The sequence below is a fragment of the Streptomyces sp. NPDC002209 genome (assembly GCF_042890265.1).
Taxonomy (GTDB): domain Bacteria; phylum Actinomycetota; class Actinomycetes; order Streptomycetales; family Streptomycetaceae; genus Streptomyces.
Genome location: NZ_JBIARX010000006.1, coordinates 154,924 through 169,500 on the forward strand (window position 1 = coordinate 154,924; position 14,577 = coordinate 169,500).

A 14,577-nucleotide genomic window follows, 5' to 3' on the forward strand; every position below is an offset into this window, starting at 1 on the left:
ACGGACCCTGACCAAAGGCTGATGCGGACCGGACAAGTTTGTCCACAGGTCCGTGCACGGGCCTTGACGTGATCTCCGGTCATTGTCACATTCATCAGTGTCAAGTTACGGGCGGGTACGGCTCTACGGACGGACGGCTGTCATGGCTGGGGACACCAGGGAACGCACCGTGCAACTCTCGGCGGACCTGCGCGGGTTCAGGGAAGTGCAACGCCTCTCGTACGAGTGCGCGGAGACCGTCGCGGCCCAGCTGCGGCCGGGGGTGACCGAGCGCGAGGCGGCGCGGATGCAGCGCGAGTGGCTGCGCGAGCGCGGCGTGCGGGACTGGTTCCACCTGCCGTTCGCGTGGTTCGGGGACCGCACGGCCTTCGCGAACTTCAAGATCCCCCTGCAGTTCTTCCCGACGAACCGGAAGCTGGAGCCGGGGATGCCGTTCATCCTCGACATGGCCCCCGTCCACAAGGGGTACGCGGCCGACATCGGGTACTCGGGCAGCCTCGGGCTGAACCCCGTACAGGACCGGCTCATGTCCGATCTGCGGGTGCACCGCGAGCTGATCCTGGAGCAGGTCCGCGAGCGCCGGCCGCTGCGCGAGATCTACGAGAACGTCGAGCGGCTGATGATCCGCCAGGGGTATGCCAACCGGCACCGCGCCTACCCCTTCGGGGTGATCGCCCACAAGGTGGACCGGGTCAAGGAGCGGCGCTGGTCCCCGACCGCCTTCGGGTTCGGGACGCAGTCCCTCAAGGGGCTGGCCTCCGACGCCCTGCACGGGCACCGTGAGGGCTGGTCCCCGCTGTGGAGCCCGTACCACTTCTCCGACCACCCGCCGCAGCCCGGCCTGTGGGCGGTGGAACCGCACCTGGGCTTCCGGGGCACCGGCGCGAAGTTCGAGGAGATCCTGGTCGTCACCGACTCACGGGATCCCGAGGAGAGCGCCTTCTGGCTGGACGACGATCTGCCGCACGTGCGGCGCTGGGCCGAGGAGAAGGCAGCATGAGCGGCATGAACGGAGCGGACGGCGGCAAGGACGGCATCAAGGGGACGGACCTCGCGGGGGCGGGGCTTGCCCGGGCGGGCCTCGCGGGGGCGGGGCTCGCGGGGGCGCGCGAGCGCCGGGTGAGCACCGGCGGCATCGAGCTGTGCGTCGTCGAGCTCGGCGAGAGCGACGGCGACCGGCCGACCGTCCTGCTCGTCCACGGGTACCCGGACAGCAAGGAGGTCTGGTCGGAGGTCGCGGAGCGGCTGGCGGCCCGCTTCCACGTGGTGCTCTACGACGTGCGCGGCCACGGTCGCTCCACCGCGCCGGTGCCCCTGCGCGGCGGCTTCACCCTGGAGAAGCTGACCGACGACTTCCTGGCGGTGGCGGACGCGGTCAGCCCGGACCGGCCGGTGCACCTGGTCGGCCACGACTGGGGCTCCGTACAGGGCTGGGAGTTCGCGACGGTCGCCCGCACCGAGGGCCGGATCGCCTCCTTCACCTCGGTGTCGGGCCCCTCCCTGGACCACTTCGGACACTGGATCAAGAAGCGGATGGCGCGGCCCACACCGCGCCGGGCCGCGCAGCTCCTCGGCCAGGGCGCCAAGTCCTGGTACGTGTACATGCTGCACACCCCCGTACTGCCGGAGCTCGCCTGGCGCGGGCCGCTCGGCAAGCGGTGGCCGAAGATGCTGGAGCGGGTGGAGAAGGTCCCGGCCGGCAACTACCCCACGGCCTCGCTGCCCTCGGACGCCGCTCACGGAGCCTGGCTCTACCGCGACAACATCCGGCCCCGGCTGCGCCGGCCGCGCCCCGACGCGTACGCGCACGTACCGGTCCAGCTGATCACCCCGACCGGGGACGCCTTCCTCTCCGAGCGGCTCTACGACGACCTGGAACTGTGGGCCCCCGACCTGGTGCGGCGCACCCTGCCCGCCAAGCACTGGGTGCCGCGGACCCGGCCCGACCAGCTGGCCGCGTGGATCACCGAGTTCGTCACCGCCCGGGAGGAGCCCGCCACCCGCGCGCCGGAACGAAAGGCTCCGGGCCGCTACGCCGACCGGTTCGGCGGCCAGCTGGTGCTGGTCACCGGCGCAGCCAGCGGCATCGGCCGGGCCACCGCGTTCGCCTTCGCCGAGGCCGGGGCCCGGGTGGTGTGCGTGGACCGGGACGCCGAGGGCGCGGTGCGTACGGCCGACATGGCGCGGCTCGTCGGGGCCCCCGAGGCCTGGGGCGAGTGCGTCGACGTCAGCGACGAGCAGGCGATGGAGAAGCTCGCGGCGAAGACGGCCGCCGAGTACGGAATCGTGGACGTCCTGGTCAACAACGCGGGGATCGGCCTGTCGGGGCCCTTCCTGGAGACCACCTCGGAGGACTGGAAGAAGGTCCTCGACGTCAACCTGTGGGGGGTCATCCACGGCTGCCGGATCTTCGGCCGGCAGATGGCCGAGCGCGGCCAGGGCGGACACATCGTCAACACCGCCTCCGCCGCCGCCTACCTGCCCTCCAAGACCCTGCCCGCGTACAGCACCTCGAAGGCCGCGGTGCTGATGCTGAGCGAGTGCCTGCGCGCCGAGCTCGCCTCGCAGTCGATCGGGGTCTCGGCGATATGCCCGGGGATCGTCAACACCAACATCACCGCCACCTCCCGCTTCGCCGGGGTGGACGCGGCGGAGGAGAAGCGCCGCCAGGAGCGCTCCTCACGGCTCTACGGGCTGCGCAACTTCCCGCCGGAGAAGGTCGCCGACGCGATCCTGCGGGCGGTGGTGCGCAACGAGGCGGTGGTGCCGGTGACACCGGAGTCCAAGGGCGCCCTGTGGATGTCCCGGTTCGCACCGGGCGGCCTGCGGCGGCTCGCGAAAATGGAACCCCGGCTGTGAACGGGGCGGCGGAGCCGGTCCCGGCCCGGGGCGGCGGAGCCGGGCCGCGGCTCCGCGACCGCCCCGCGCGGCTGCTGCCGACGCGCAGAGAGCTCGGCACGGCCATATCCCGCTACTTCCGGCGGTCGTACCATCCCTCGCAGGAGGGCTCGCTGCGCAGGGCGGTCGAGTACCTTGCGGCTTCGCCTGCCGCCCGGGCCGTGGCGGCCGCGGTCGGCCGAGCCGCCATGTCGTAGGGAGCCGGGATTGTCAGAACAGGCGGTGGCCGAGTACCGGATCGAGGATCTCGCGCACCACAGCGGGGCGACGGTGCGCACCATCCGTGCGTACCAGGACCGCGGGCTGCTGCCGAAGCCGGAGCGGCGGGGCCGCTCCAACGTCTACCGGGACACGCATCTGGCGCGGCTGCGCCAGATCGCCGACCTGCTGGACCGCGGCTACACCCTGGCCTCCATCAAGGAGCTGCTGGAGGCCTGGGACGCCGGGCGCGGGCTCGGCGGGGTGCTGGGGCTCGTCGCCGAGGTGCACGGACCGTGGACCGACGAGGAGGCCGCCCGGATCAGCCGGGCCGAGCTGAACGAGCGGTTCGGCGGCCTGCCCGACGACGACGCGGTGGGCGAGGCGTGCGAGCTGGGGGTGCTGGAGCGGATCCCGGGGCGCCCTGACGATTTCCTCGTGCCCTCCCCGCAGGAACTGGCGGTGGCTGCCGAGCTGTACGCGGCCGGGGTGCCGCTGTCGGCGATCACCGGGCATCTGCGCGAGCTGCGCGGGCAGGTGGAGCACATCGCCTCGCGGTTCCTCGAGTTCACCACCGAGCACGTTTTCGCCCGCTACCTCGGGCAGGTCCCGCCGACGGACGCGGACGCGGCGGAGGCGGCGACGATGGTCCGGAGGCTGCGGCCCCTGGCCCAGCAGACCGTGGACGCCGAGCTGGCGCGGGCGATGCAGCTGTTCGCGACCCGGCATCTGCAGCGCCACCTGGGGGCGGCCGGGGCCCCGCAGCCGTCGGGGCCCGCGTCGGTGCCGCTGCCGGCAGAGACGGTACGGGCGGTGCAGGAGCTGGTCGGCGCCGAGCACGTCGGGGAGTTCGTCCGGGCTGCGACGGAGCGGGAACTGCAGGCCCGGACGATGAACGAGCTGGCGCGCCGGGGCGGCGGGTAGCAGCCGCCGCCGTCCGTGCCGCCGGTCGGACGTCGGAGTCGGTCGGTCGTAGTCCACAGGGCGGATCACTCGTTTGCCCTCAAATCCGACCCAACCGGCTGTGGACAAGCCGGTGTTTCCTGTGGGTAAACCTGTGGACAGCGGCGTGGACGGCCGCCCGGACGCCTCAACCTATGGTCTCGTACGCGGCGTTCACGGGGCCGATGGGACCGACGGGACCGACGGGACCGATGGCACCGGCGCTTGCGGCGGAGTCGGCCGCACCGACGGACACCGGCGCGAGGGCCTCCGCACCGGCCTCGGGGGTGGCCGGCGCGTCCTGCGCACCGCGCCGGGTGCCCCCGTAGAGGAGTGCGGCGAGGGCCAGTCCCAGGACGCCTCCGATCAGCTGGGCGGCGACGAATCCGGGCAGCGACTGCGGGGCGATGCCGGTGAAGGAGTCGCTGAAGGCGCGCCCGATGGTGCCCGCCGGGTTGGCGAAGGAGCCGGACGAGGTGAACCAGATCGCGGCGGCGACGTACGCGGCGACCGCGGCCGGGATCAGCTTCGGACGCCCGATGCGCTCCAGGCCCTGGATGACGAGGACGAGCCCAGCGGTCGCGACGATCTCGCCTACGAGCAGGTGGCCCCCGCCGCGGATCTGCGTGGAGAACGTCCCGGGGACGTGGCCGAACATCAACTCGGCGACGACCGCGCCTCCGATCGCCCCGGCGGTCTGGGCCGCGGTGTAGACCAGGGCCTCCCGGCCGCCGAGCCCCTCGCCGCCGGTCCGCCGGGCCCACCAGGAGGTGAGGGTGACGACCGGGTTGAGATGCGCTCCGGACAGCGGTCCGAAGAGGGTGATGATCAGCCCGAGGCCGATGGCCGAGGCGAGCGAGTTGGCGACGAGGGCGACACCGGTGTCGCGGCTGAGGGCGGCGGCCTGGATGCCGGAACCGATCACCACCACGAGAAGGCCGGCGGTACCGATGAGCTCGGCGACCGCACGGCGCGGCAGGGAAGCGTGGATTGTCATGGGTTCTCCCCCTGGGCAGAAGTTCAACGGAAAATGTATTCCGTATCTTGGAAGAGCGATAGGGGGTGTCCGGCGTCGCCGGAGCGGCGAAAAATCGCTGCCCCACCGCGCTGCGACGCGGCAAGCTGGGGCCATGGACGACAGACGCACCGTGAAGGTGTCCAAATACGTCTCGAAACATCTGCGGCATCAGCCGGAACGCATCGGACTGGTGCTCGATCCCCAGGGCTGGGTGGAGATCGACGATCTCCTCCGCGCCGCCACCGCCCACGGCTTCCCCGTCAGCCGCGCCGAGCTCGACCACGTCGTCGCCGCCAACGACAAGCAGCGGTTCGCCGTCGACGGCACCCGCATCCGCGCCAACCAGGGCCACACCGTGCCCGTGGACCTGGACCTGCCGGAGGCCGAACCGCCCGCGTACCTCTACCACGGCACCGTCGCCGCCGCCCTGGACGCGATCCGCGCCGAGGGCCTGCGCCCCATGGCCCGCCACCACGTGCACCTGTCCCCCGACCGGGAGACCGCGACCCGCGTCGGCGCACGGCGCGGCCGGCCGGTCGTGCTCAGCGTGGACGCGGGGGCGATGCGCGCGGCCGGGCACGTCTTCCGGATCAGCGCCAACGGGGTGTGGCTGGTGGACGCCGTACCGCCGCAGTTCCTGCGTTTCCAGTAGCCCCGGAATTCAGGACGAGATTGTCAGATCATCCCCCTACGCTGTTGCTCATTCCGATCTGTGAGGGGGGTACCTCGCGATCGCCGAACCATCCATGCGAGCACGCGAGGTGACGCCCCGTGACGTCCACATCCCCTTCCCCTTCCCACTCCGCCGACCACTCCGACCCGTCGGCCAACAGCTTCCAAGTCGATCTGCGCGGCCTGGTCGACCTGCTCTCCCACCACCTCTACTCCAGCCCGCGCGTCTACGTCCGCGAGCTGCTGCAGAACGCGGTGGACGCCGTCACCGCCCGCCACGCAGTCGACCCGGAGGCGCAGATCCGCATCCGCCTGTCGGCGTCCGCGGGCCGGGTGACCATCGAGGACAGCGGCATCGGCCTGACCGCCGCCGAGGCTCACTCCCTCCTCGCCACCATCGGCCGCAGCTCCAAGCGCGGCGGCGACCACGGCCTCGAGACCGCCCGCCGGGAGTTCCTCGGCCAGTTCGGCATCGGCCTGCTCGCCTGCTTCGTCGTGGCCCGCCAGATCCGCGTCATCACGCGTTCCGCCCGCGACCCCCAGGCCGCGCCCGTCGAATGGCTGGCCACGGACGACGGCTCGTACACCGTCCGCGAACTGCCCGACGAGGCACGCCGGGAGCCCGGGACCACCGTCATCCTCCAGGCCCGCCCGGGCGCCGAGGAGTGGACCGTCCCGGCCAAGGTCGAGCAGTTGGCCCGTGACTACGGCTCCCTGCTCCCGTACGACATCACCTTCGACGACGGCGAAGGCGGCGAGCCGCGGTCCGTCACCGACCGGCCCGCCGTTTGGGACCGTCCCTTCCCCACCCCCGCCGCCCGCCGCGTCGCGCTCGCCGGCCACTGCGCCCAGCTCTTCGGCTTCACGCCGCTCGACAGCATCGACCTCGACCTGCCCGTCGCCGGGGTGCGCGGGGTGGCGTACGTCCTCCCCGAGCCGACCAGCCCCGCCCACCGGGCCGGACACCGCGTCCACCTCAAGGGCATGCTGCTCACCGACCACGCCGACAACCTGCTGCCGGACTGGGCGTTCTTCGTCCGCGCGGTCGTCGACACCGACACGCTGCGGCCCACCGCCTCCCGCGAGAACCTGTACGACGACGAGACCCTGTCCGCCGTACGGGAGGCCCTCGGCGCCCGCGTCCGAGCCTGGCTCGCCGAACTCGCCGCGAGTGAACCGGAGCGCCTGGCCGCCTTCCTGGGCGTCCACCACCTCGGTGTGAAGTCCCTTGCCCGGCACGACGCCGAGCTGCTCGGCCTGATGCTGCCCTGGCTGCCGTTCGAGACCAGCGACGGCTCGATGAGCCTCCAGGAGTTCACGGCCGCGCACACCGAGATCCACTTCACACGCACCGTCGAGGAGTTCCGCCAGATCGCCCCGATCGCGGCAGCCCACGGCCTCGGCGTCATCAACGCCGGATACACGTACGACGCCGACCTGCTCGCCCTGCTGCCCTCCGTACGGCCGGACCTCAAGGTCACGGAGCTGGACGCCGGAGCCGTCACCGAGCGGCTCGACCCGGTCCCGACCTCCGCCGAACTCGCCCTCGCACCCTTCCTGTCCACGGCGCGCACCCGGCTGGAACCGCAGGGCTGCGACGTGGTGCTGCGCGCCTTCCAGCCCGTCTCGGTCCCGGCGCTCTACCTCGACGACCGCCAGGCGCGCCAGGAGCGCGACCGCACGGCCGCCCTGAGCAGCGCCGACTCGCTGTGGAGCGGAATCCTCGGGGCGCTGCGCGGCTCCGCGCCGCGCGCCCGCCTGGTGCTCAACCACAACAACCCGCTGATCCGCCGGATCTCGGCCCTGCCCGACGAGGCCCTGACCGGCACGGCGGTCGAATCGCTGTACGGGCAGGCACTGCTGATGTCCCAGCGGCCGCTGCGCCCTGCCGACTCCACCCTGCTCAACCGGGCCTTCCTCGGGCTCCTGGAATGGGCGACCCACTCCACCGACTCCCCGGAGGGACAGAAGTGACCATGCTGACGCGCGAGGAGATCGAGCGGGGCCTGGCGGAGAACAGCGAGGCCCCGAACGGGGCCGCGCGCAACGCGCACGCCGAGGTGCTGGTGGGTGCGGCGGAGGCGAACGGTGACTGGCCGCTGTTCCGCAAGGCGCTGGACAACCTGATCAACGCCTACCTCTGGAGTGCCGAGTCCTCGAAGATGCTGGTGCCGTTCGCCCGGCTGCTCCAGGAGTACGACAAGGACCCCGGCGCCTTCGACCGATGGGACGCCCACTCGCTGTTCTGGCAGTTCAAGTGGGTGGCCACGGCGATCAGCGATTCCCCCGAGATCCCGTTGGAGTCCGCCACCGGCTGGCTGGACGAGATGGAGCGCCGCTACCGGATCGCGGGCTACAGCGAGCGGCCGGTACGCGAGGCCGAGCTGTGGCTCGCCGACGCGATCGGCGAGGACGACCGGGCCGAGCGGGCGTACCGCGCCTGGCTCGCGGCCGACCGCGACAGCATGAGCGACTGCCACGCCTGCGAGCTCAACGGGCAGGGCTCGTACGCCGTGCTGCGCGGGGACGACGCCCGGGCCCTGGAGGTCTGGCAGCCCGTGCTGGCGGGCGAGCGTACCTGCGCCGAGGAACCCCACCGGCTGCTCGCCCACTCGCTGCTGCCGCTGCTGCGCCTCGGCCGCTTCGACGACGCCCGTTCGCACCACCTGCGCGGCTACCGCATGGCCCGGGGCAACGAGAGCCTGCTGCCCTCGATCGGCAAGCACATCGAGTTCTGCGCCCTGAGCGGCAACGAGTCGCGGGGCCTGGAGATCCTCTCCGAGCATGCCGCCCACGTGGGCCCGCTCGTCAACGTCGACGACCAGATGGCCTTCCACGGCGGCATCCTGGTGCTGCTGCGCCGGCTGACGGAGCTGGGGCACGGCCAGAGCCCGGCCGTCCCCTACGAGGGCGTCCCGCGCACGGTCTCCGAGCTGTACGAGGTACTGCGCGCGAGCTCTCTCGACATCGCCCGGCGGTTCGACGCCCGCAACGGCACCACCCGGGTCTCGGACCGCTTCCTCGCCCGGATCGGACGGGCACCGCTGGTCGACGTGCTGCCGCTGGGGGTGCGCAGCACGGCCCTGCCGAAGACCTCTGCGCCCGCGGCGGCGGCTGCCCACGTGGCTGCCCACGTGGCTGCGCCCGTGGCGCCCGCTGCCGGCTTCGACGAGCTGGTGGAGCGGGCCCGGCAGGCCCGCGACCAGGGGCATCCGGCCGCGGACGAGCTCTGGGCGGAGGTCGGCGCACGGGTGGACGCGCGCCCGGAGGGCGAGGTGGACGCGCTGGTCGCCGCCGATGTGGCCGACCACCGGGCCCTGACGGCGGCCCGCGGCGGGGCCTCGAACGCGGCGGAGCTGCTGGAGGCGGTCCGCGACGGCTACCAGGTGCTCGGGCAGGCACAGCGCGCCGCACTGGCGGAGCTGCGGCTGGCCAGCGAGGCCGCACAGTCCGGAGCCGAGCCGGGGCGGATCCGGGAGCTGCTGGCGGTGGCCGCGCGGGCCGCCGAGGCTCTGGATGCGGACGAGCCGCTGCGCGGGCGCCGGATCGCACTGGCGGAGCTGGCCTCGATCCGCGTGGAGTCGTACCTGCGCTCGCTGGAGGCCGGCCCGGAGCACGACCATCTCCACGGCCCGGGACACGACCACGGGCACGGTGAGCTGGCGGCCGAACTCGGCGCCTTCGTCGCAGCCCATGCCGAGGATCTGCCCGACCTGGTGGCGGAGGCCGAGGAGATGCTGGGCCGCGTCGCCCTGTCCCAGGGCGACCCCGAGCGGGCCCTGCCGCTCCTGGCCTCGTCCGCGGCGCGCTCGGTGTCGGCGGACCGGCCGTGGCAGGCGGTGGATCCGCTGGTGCTGCGGGCCGGTGTGCTGATGTCGCTGGACCGGCCGGAGGAGGCGGAGGAGACGGCGCGCGCCGCGCTGGAGCACTCCCCGGAGGTGACCGATGCCGAGACGCACGGGGTCGTACGGCTCACCCTCGCGGACATCCTGCTGCGCCGGGCCGACGGTGCGGCGGAGGCGGCCGAGCACGCCCTCACCGCGGCGCACTGGTTCGACCAGGCCGGTCTGACCGCCGACGGCGGGGCTCAGGCGCGGCTCGCGCTGGCCCGGGCGCATGCGCGGGAGGGCCGGAACGTCGTCGCGGCCGAGGTGCTGCAGTCGACGCTGCCCGATCTGCTGGAGCACGGCGAGGGACAGGCCGTGTCCGCACGGGAGTTCCTCGGCGATCTGCTGCGGGAGCTGAACGACGCGCGGGCGGCGGCCGAGCAGTACCTGCTGGCGGCGGAGGTGGCCAAGGGCTGGGAGGACACCCGCCCGCAGGCCGCCCTCGCGCAGGCGGCCGCGGAACAACTCGCCGCCGCGCGCCTGCACCAGGAGGCGGTCGCCGCGTACGAGCGGTCCCTGGAGCTGTACCGGGTGACGGGGGACGCCCCCGTGGCCGAGGTGCGGATCCTGCGCTCCCTGGCCTGGCTGGCACCGCGGGAGAACGTCACCGCGGCGGCATGGGCGCAGGCACGGGACCTGATGGACCGGGCGGCCGGGGTGGTGGAGGCCGCACTGGCCGCACACGGGGAGCCCTCCGCGGCCCCGCACCTGCGGGCCGAGCTCGCCCAGACCTGGCTGCAGCTGGCGCAGGTCCTCGACTGGCGGGTCAACTCGCTCGAGGAGGCCGATCAGGAAGACGGAGGCGAAGGCCGCGAGGACGGCGCGGGGTCCCCGGGCGCCGTCGTGGGCCGCGACGCGGAGGTCGAGGCGTTGCGGCTGGAGGAGATCGGGCTGAGTGAGCGGGCCGCCGCCCTGTACGCGGAACTGGGTCCGGACCATCTGGGGGACCGGCTCCAGTGCGTCCAGTACGCCGCCTGGACCGAGCACGAGACAGGCCGCGGGGAGGCGGGAGCCGCTCGGCTCTCGGCGCTGATCGACGAACTCCGGGCCCGGCCCGAGGGGGTTCCGGAGGGTCTGCTGGAGCGCGCCCAGTCCTCCCTGGACGGCCTGCGGTCCTGACGCGGTGCCCCCGTCGCCAGGCGGCGACGGGGGCCTCGGGAGCCGCGGGGGCCTCGGGAGCCGTCAGCTGTCGAGCTGGGCCAGGCCCTCGGTGGCGATCTCCTCGAAGACGTTCTCGTCCGCAGCGAACTCGGAGTCCGGGATCGGTGCGTGGATCACGATCTCGGTGAAGCCGAGCTCCTGGTGGCGGCCGGCGAAGTCGACGAACGCATCGACGGAGTCCAGCATCGTGTTGCGCTCCGGGGTGAAGCCCGTGAGCAGGATCTTCTCCATCGGCTCCGGCGCGCGCCCGATCTCGGCCATGGCCTTGTCGAGCTTGGCCAGCTGGCCGCGGATGGCCTCCAGCGACTGCTCCGGGGTGCCCTCCTCGAAGAGCTTCGGGTCGCCGGTGGTCACCCAGGCCTGGCCATGGGCGGCGGCCAGCTTGAGGCCCCGCGGGCCGTTCCCGGCGACGGCGAAGGGCAGTCGCGGCTGCTGCACGCAGCCGGGGATGTTGCGGGCCTCGTCGGCGGAGTAGAAGGCGCCGCGCTCGCTGACCGCGGCCTCGGTGAGCAGCCGGTCCAGCAGCGGCACGAACTCTGCGAAGCGGTCGGCACGCTCACGCGGGCTCCAGGGGTCCTGTCCCAGCGCGGTCGCGTCGAACCCGTTGCCGCCGGCGCCGATACCGAGGGTGAAACGGCCGCCGGAGATGTCGTCCAGCGCCATGAGCTCCTTGGCCAGCGTCACCGGGTGCCGGAAGTTCGGCGAGGTGACGAGCGTGCCCAGCCGCATCTGCTCGGTGGCGGCCGCCGCCGCGGTCAGCGTCGGGATCGCGCCAAACCACGGCCGGTCACGGAAGGACCGCCAGGTCAGGTGGTCGTAGGTGTATGCGGTGTGAAACCCGAGCTTCTCGGCTCGCACCCACTGGTCACGACCGCCCTCATGCCACGGGCGTACCGGGAGGATCACAGTGCTCAGACGCAGACTCATGTATTCGAGACTACGGCCCTGCCCATGTTTCACGTGAAACGTCAGCCGTCCATGTTTCACGTGAAACATCAGCAGTCCCGGTTTCACGGCGAAGCACCTCGGGTCCCGCCGGACGGACTCCGCAGGCAGGTGGCCGGGGGAGAAACATCGCCATCCGGTGCAGGGCCGGGCCCTGCCCCGGGCCGACGCCGCCCGGCCATGGGCGAAGATGGATCCGTGACCTCGGCTCCCCAGCGCCCGGACGGGCCAACCCCCACTCCCCGGCTCATCGCCACCGACCTCGACGGCACCCTGCTGCGCGACGACAAATCCGTCTCGCTCCGCACGGTTGCCGCGCTCGCCGCCGCCGAGGAGGCCGGGATCGAGGTCTTCTTCGTCACCGGCCGCCCGGCCCGCTGGATGGACGTGGTCAGCGACCATGTCCACGGCCACGGCCTGGCGATCTGCGCGAACGGGGCCGCGGTGGTCGATCTCCACGCAGGCCGGACGTTCGTAGAGGTCCGGGCACTGCCCCGGGTCACGGCTCTGACGGTCGTGGAGACCTTGCGCGCCGCCGCCCCGGGCACGTCCTTCGCGGTCGAGATGACCACCGGGATCAACTACGAGCCGCTGTACCCGCCCTTCTTCCAGGACCCGGGCGCCCACGTGGCCACGGCGGAGAAACTGCTGGAGGAGGACACGGACGACACCTCCGCCCCCGTCCTCAAGCTACTCGCGCACCACTCCGAGCTCGCCCCCGACGAGTTCCTGGCGCTCGCCCGCTCGGTCGCCGGCGACCACGCGTCGATCACCCGCTCCAGCCCGACCGCTCTGCTGGAGATCAGCGCGCTGGGCGTCTCCAAGGCCAGCACCCTGGAGCTGTGCTGCGCCGAGCGCGGCATCTCCCCCGCCGAGGTCGTCGCCTTCGGGGACATGCCCAACGACGTGGAGATGCTCCGCTGGGCAGGTACCTCGTACGCGATGGGCAACGCCCACCCGGACGTGATCGCCGCCGCCTCCGGCCGCACGGTCGCCAACAACGAGGACGGCGTCGCCGTCGTCATCGAGCACATCCTCGCGGAACGCGCCGCGCACCAGCGGTAGACACCGGCGGTGGGGCCGCCCCGAGCGGGCCCCGACGGGTCAGAGCGGGGCCTCCCACACCAGGGTGGTCCCGCTGCCGTCCTCTCCGATCCCGCGGCCGTACGCACTCGACCCGCCCAGCGACTCGGCCCGCCGGCGCAGATTCCGCAGCCCGCTGCGCCGCCCGCCCTCGGGAATGCCCACGCCGTCGTCGGCGACCTCCAGCCGCACCCCCGGCCTCCCGTCGGCCAGCGTGGCGGTGCAGTCCACGACCACCTCGATCCGGGACGCCTCCGCGTGCCGGAAGGCATTCGACAGGGCCTCGCGCAGCGCCGCGATCAGGTTCTTGCCCACCAGCTCGCCGACCACTGCGTCGATCGGACCGAGGAACCGGTGCGCCGGCTTGAAACCCAACGGCACCGCGGCCATGTTGATCTCCCGCAGGACCCGGGTGCGCAGCCCCGACGGAGCCTCGGCCGGTCCCTGCTGGAGCGCGAAGATCGCGGTGCGGATCTCCTGGATCGTCACGTCGAGCTCGTCCACGGCCTTGCCGACTCCGTCGACGACCTCGGGGACGACGGACCGCCGCTGGGCGCCCTCCAGCATCATCCCCGTGGCGAACAGCCGCTGGATGACGAGGTCGTGCAGGTCCCGGGCGATGCGGTCGCGGTCCTCGAACACCGCGAGCCGCTCCCGGTCGCGCTGCGCTTCGGCCATCATCAGCGCGAGCGCCGCCTGGGAGGCGAACTGGGTGGCCAGGGTCCGCTCGGACTCGCTGAACGGCCTCTTGCCGCGGGCCCGCGGGGTCACCAGGGCGCCCAGCACCCGCCCGCCACTGTGCAGCGGCAGCATCATGCAGGGCCCGTACTGGCTGGTCAGCCGGCTGACCATGCGGGGGTCGGAGGCGGCGTCGTCCACGAAGACCGGCTCGCCCTGGAGCAGCCTCGCCACCACCGGGCTCTCGGCCGGGATCACCAGGCCGAGCGAGGTGGCCGGGTTCTCCGCGGAGACGGCGACGATCTCCATCCCGCCCTCCTCGGCCGGCAGCAGCACGATCCCGGCGGCGGAGTCGGCCAGGTGACGGGCCTGTTCGGCCACCACCGCCAGGGCGTCGTCCGCGTCACCGCCCGACAGCAGGGCGGTGGTCACGGCCACCGAGCCGTCGATCCACCGCTCCCGCTGGGTGGCCGCCTCGTACAGCCGTGCGTTGCCGATGGCGATCCCCGCCTCGGTGGCCAGCACCCGGACCATGTGGACGTCGTAGTCGTTGAACTGGCCGCCACCGTTCTTCTCGGCGAGGTACAGATTGCCGAAGATCTCCCCCTGCACCCGGATCGGGACGCCGAGGAAGGTCTTCATGGGCGGGTGGTGCGGCGGGAATCCGGCCGAGCGCGGATCCTTCGTCAGATCGGCGAGCCGCACCGTGTCGGGGTGCGAGATCAGCGCGCCGAGCAGGCCCCGCTTCCCGTCCGGGCGGTGCCCGATCCTCCTGGCCGCTTCGGCGTCGATGCCGAAGGTGACGAAGTCCGACAGCCCGCGGCCCTCGGTGTCGACGACGCCGATCGCCGCGTACCGGGCATCGGCTAGCTCGGCCGCGGTCTCGCAGATGCGGTCGAGGGTGGAGTGCAGTTCGAGGCCGGTGCCGACCGAGCGCATGGCCTCCAGGAGTTGCGGGACCCGGGCGGTGAGCTCGGTGGAGAGGCCCTGCAGACTCCGGGTTGCCTGGGTGGCTGCCTCCAGCGGGTCAGGCGTTCCGGGTGGTGACTCCGGCGGTTCCTGGGACTCCTGCACTGACATGTCCTTGAGACTAGT

Annotated in this window: 10 protein-coding genes and 1 pseudogene; 8 read left to right on the plus strand and 3 right to left on the minus strand. The window is 72.8% G+C overall.

The window, feature by feature from the left end; translation table 11 throughout:
• Positions 1-142 precede the first annotated feature (142 nt).
• The 4 genes and pseudogenes from ACFYXK_RS14590 (at position 143) to ACFYXK_RS14605 (ending at position 4,020) form a co-directional block, all read left to right on the plus strand.
• Positions 143-1,000, plus strand: coding sequence for a M24 family metallopeptidase (locus tag ACFYXK_RS14590; RefSeq protein WP_389411451.1), 858 nt, complete (start codon positions 143-145; stop codon positions 998-1,000).
• Positions 997-2,859, plus strand: coding sequence for an SDR family oxidoreductase (locus tag ACFYXK_RS14595; protein ID WP_389411452.1), 1,863 nt, complete (start codon positions 997-999; stop codon positions 2,857-2,859). The genes ACFYXK_RS14590 and ACFYXK_RS14595 overlap by 4 nt, the downstream gene beginning before the upstream one ends.
• 71 nt (positions 2,860-2,930) lie before the next feature.
• Positions 2,931-3,095 (plus strand): annotated as a pseudogene (locus tag ACFYXK_RS14600) (metal-dependent hydrolase); the annotation flags it as partial.
• Between the two features lie 10 nt (positions 3,096-3,105).
• Positions 3,106-4,020, plus strand: a complete 915-nt coding sequence (locus tag ACFYXK_RS14605; RefSeq protein ID WP_389411453.1) for a MerR family transcriptional regulator — start codon at positions 3,106-3,108, stop codon at positions 4,018-4,020.
• Positions 4,021-4,186: 166 nt separating this feature from the next.
• On the opposite strand, the gene ACFYXK_RS14610 is transcribed toward ACFYXK_RS14605, so the two are convergent.
• Positions 4,187-5,035: an aquaporin gene (locus ACFYXK_RS14610; protein WP_389411454.1), complete on the minus strand. Its 849-nt coding sequence runs from the start codon at positions 5,033-5,035 to the stop codon at positions 4,187-4,189.
• 133 nt (positions 5,036-5,168) lie between these two features.
• On the opposite strand from ACFYXK_RS14610, the gene ACFYXK_RS14615 reads away from it, so the two are divergent.
• The 3 genes from ACFYXK_RS14615 (at position 5,169) to ACFYXK_RS14625 (ending at position 10,734) form a co-directional block, all read left to right on the plus strand.
• Positions 5,169-5,708, plus strand: a complete 540-nt coding sequence (locus ACFYXK_RS14615; RefSeq protein WP_389411455.1) for an RNA 2'-phosphotransferase — start codon at positions 5,169-5,171, stop codon at positions 5,706-5,708.
• A 119-nt stretch (positions 5,709-5,827) separates the two neighbouring features.
• A complete protein-coding gene (locus ACFYXK_RS14620) occupies positions 5,828-7,702 on the plus strand; it encodes an HSP90 family protein (protein ID WP_389411456.1) in 1,875 nt (624 codons plus the stop codon).
• 2 nt (positions 7,703-7,704) lie between these two features.
• Positions 7,705-10,734, plus strand: coding sequence for a tetratricopeptide repeat protein (locus ACFYXK_RS14625; RefSeq protein ID WP_389411457.1), 3,030 nt, complete (start codon positions 7,705-7,707; stop codon positions 10,732-10,734).
• Positions 10,735-10,797: 63 nt separating this feature from the next.
• On the opposite strand, the gene ACFYXK_RS14630 is transcribed toward ACFYXK_RS14625, so the two are convergent.
• Entirely contained in the window at positions 10,798-11,703 is a 906-nt protein-coding gene (locus ACFYXK_RS14630) for an LLM class flavin-dependent oxidoreductase (RefSeq protein WP_389411458.1), read from the minus strand.
• Between the two features lie 198 nt (positions 11,704-11,901).
• Between ACFYXK_RS14630 and ACFYXK_RS14635 the strand changes: the two genes are divergently transcribed.
• Positions 11,902-12,786 (plus strand): Cof-type HAD-IIB family hydrolase, encoded by an 885-nt coding sequence (locus tag ACFYXK_RS14635; RefSeq protein WP_389411459.1) that lies wholly within the window; start codon positions 11,902-11,904, stop codon positions 12,784-12,786.
• A gap of 39 nt (positions 12,787-12,825) precedes the next feature.
• Here ACFYXK_RS14635 and ACFYXK_RS14640 read toward each other — a convergent pair whose 3' ends face one another.
• Positions 12,826-14,562, minus strand: coding sequence for a GAF domain-containing sensor histidine kinase (locus tag ACFYXK_RS14640; protein ID WP_389411460.1), 1,737 nt, complete (start codon positions 14,560-14,562; stop codon positions 12,826-12,828).
• Positions 14,563-14,577 lie beyond the last annotated feature (15 nt).

Excerpts from the sequence above, each read along its gene's own strand:
- ACFYXK_RS14590 (WP_389411451.1), top strand. The coding sequence starts at position 143 with ATGGCTGGGGACACCAGGGAACGCACCGTGCAACTCTCGGCGGACCTG.
- ACFYXK_RS14610 (WP_389411454.1), bottom strand. The coding sequence starts at position 5,035 with ATGACAATCCACGCTTCCCTGCCGCGCCGTGCGGTCGCCGAGCTCATC.
- ACFYXK_RS14635 (WP_389411459.1), top strand. The coding sequence starts at position 11,902 with ATGGGCGAAGATGGATCCGTGACCTCGGCTCCCCAGCGCCCGGACGGG.
- ACFYXK_RS14595 (WP_389411452.1), top strand. The coding sequence starts at position 997 with ATGAGCGGCATGAACGGAGCGGACGGCGGCAAGGACGGCATCAAGGGG.
- ACFYXK_RS14640 (WP_389411460.1), bottom strand. The coding sequence starts at position 14,562 with ATGTCAGTGCAGGAGTCCCAGGAACCGCCGGAGTCACCACCCGGAACG.
- ACFYXK_RS14625 (WP_389411457.1), top strand. The coding sequence starts at position 7,705 with ATGCTGACGCGCGAGGAGATCGAGCGGGGCCTGGCGGAGAACAGCGAG.
- ACFYXK_RS14630 (WP_389411458.1), bottom strand. The coding sequence starts at position 11,703 with ATGAGTCTGCGTCTGAGCACTGTGATCCTCCCGGTACGCCCGTGGCAT.
- ACFYXK_RS14615 (WP_389411455.1), top strand. The coding sequence starts at position 5,169 with ATGGACGACAGACGCACCGTGAAGGTGTCCAAATACGTCTCGAAACAT.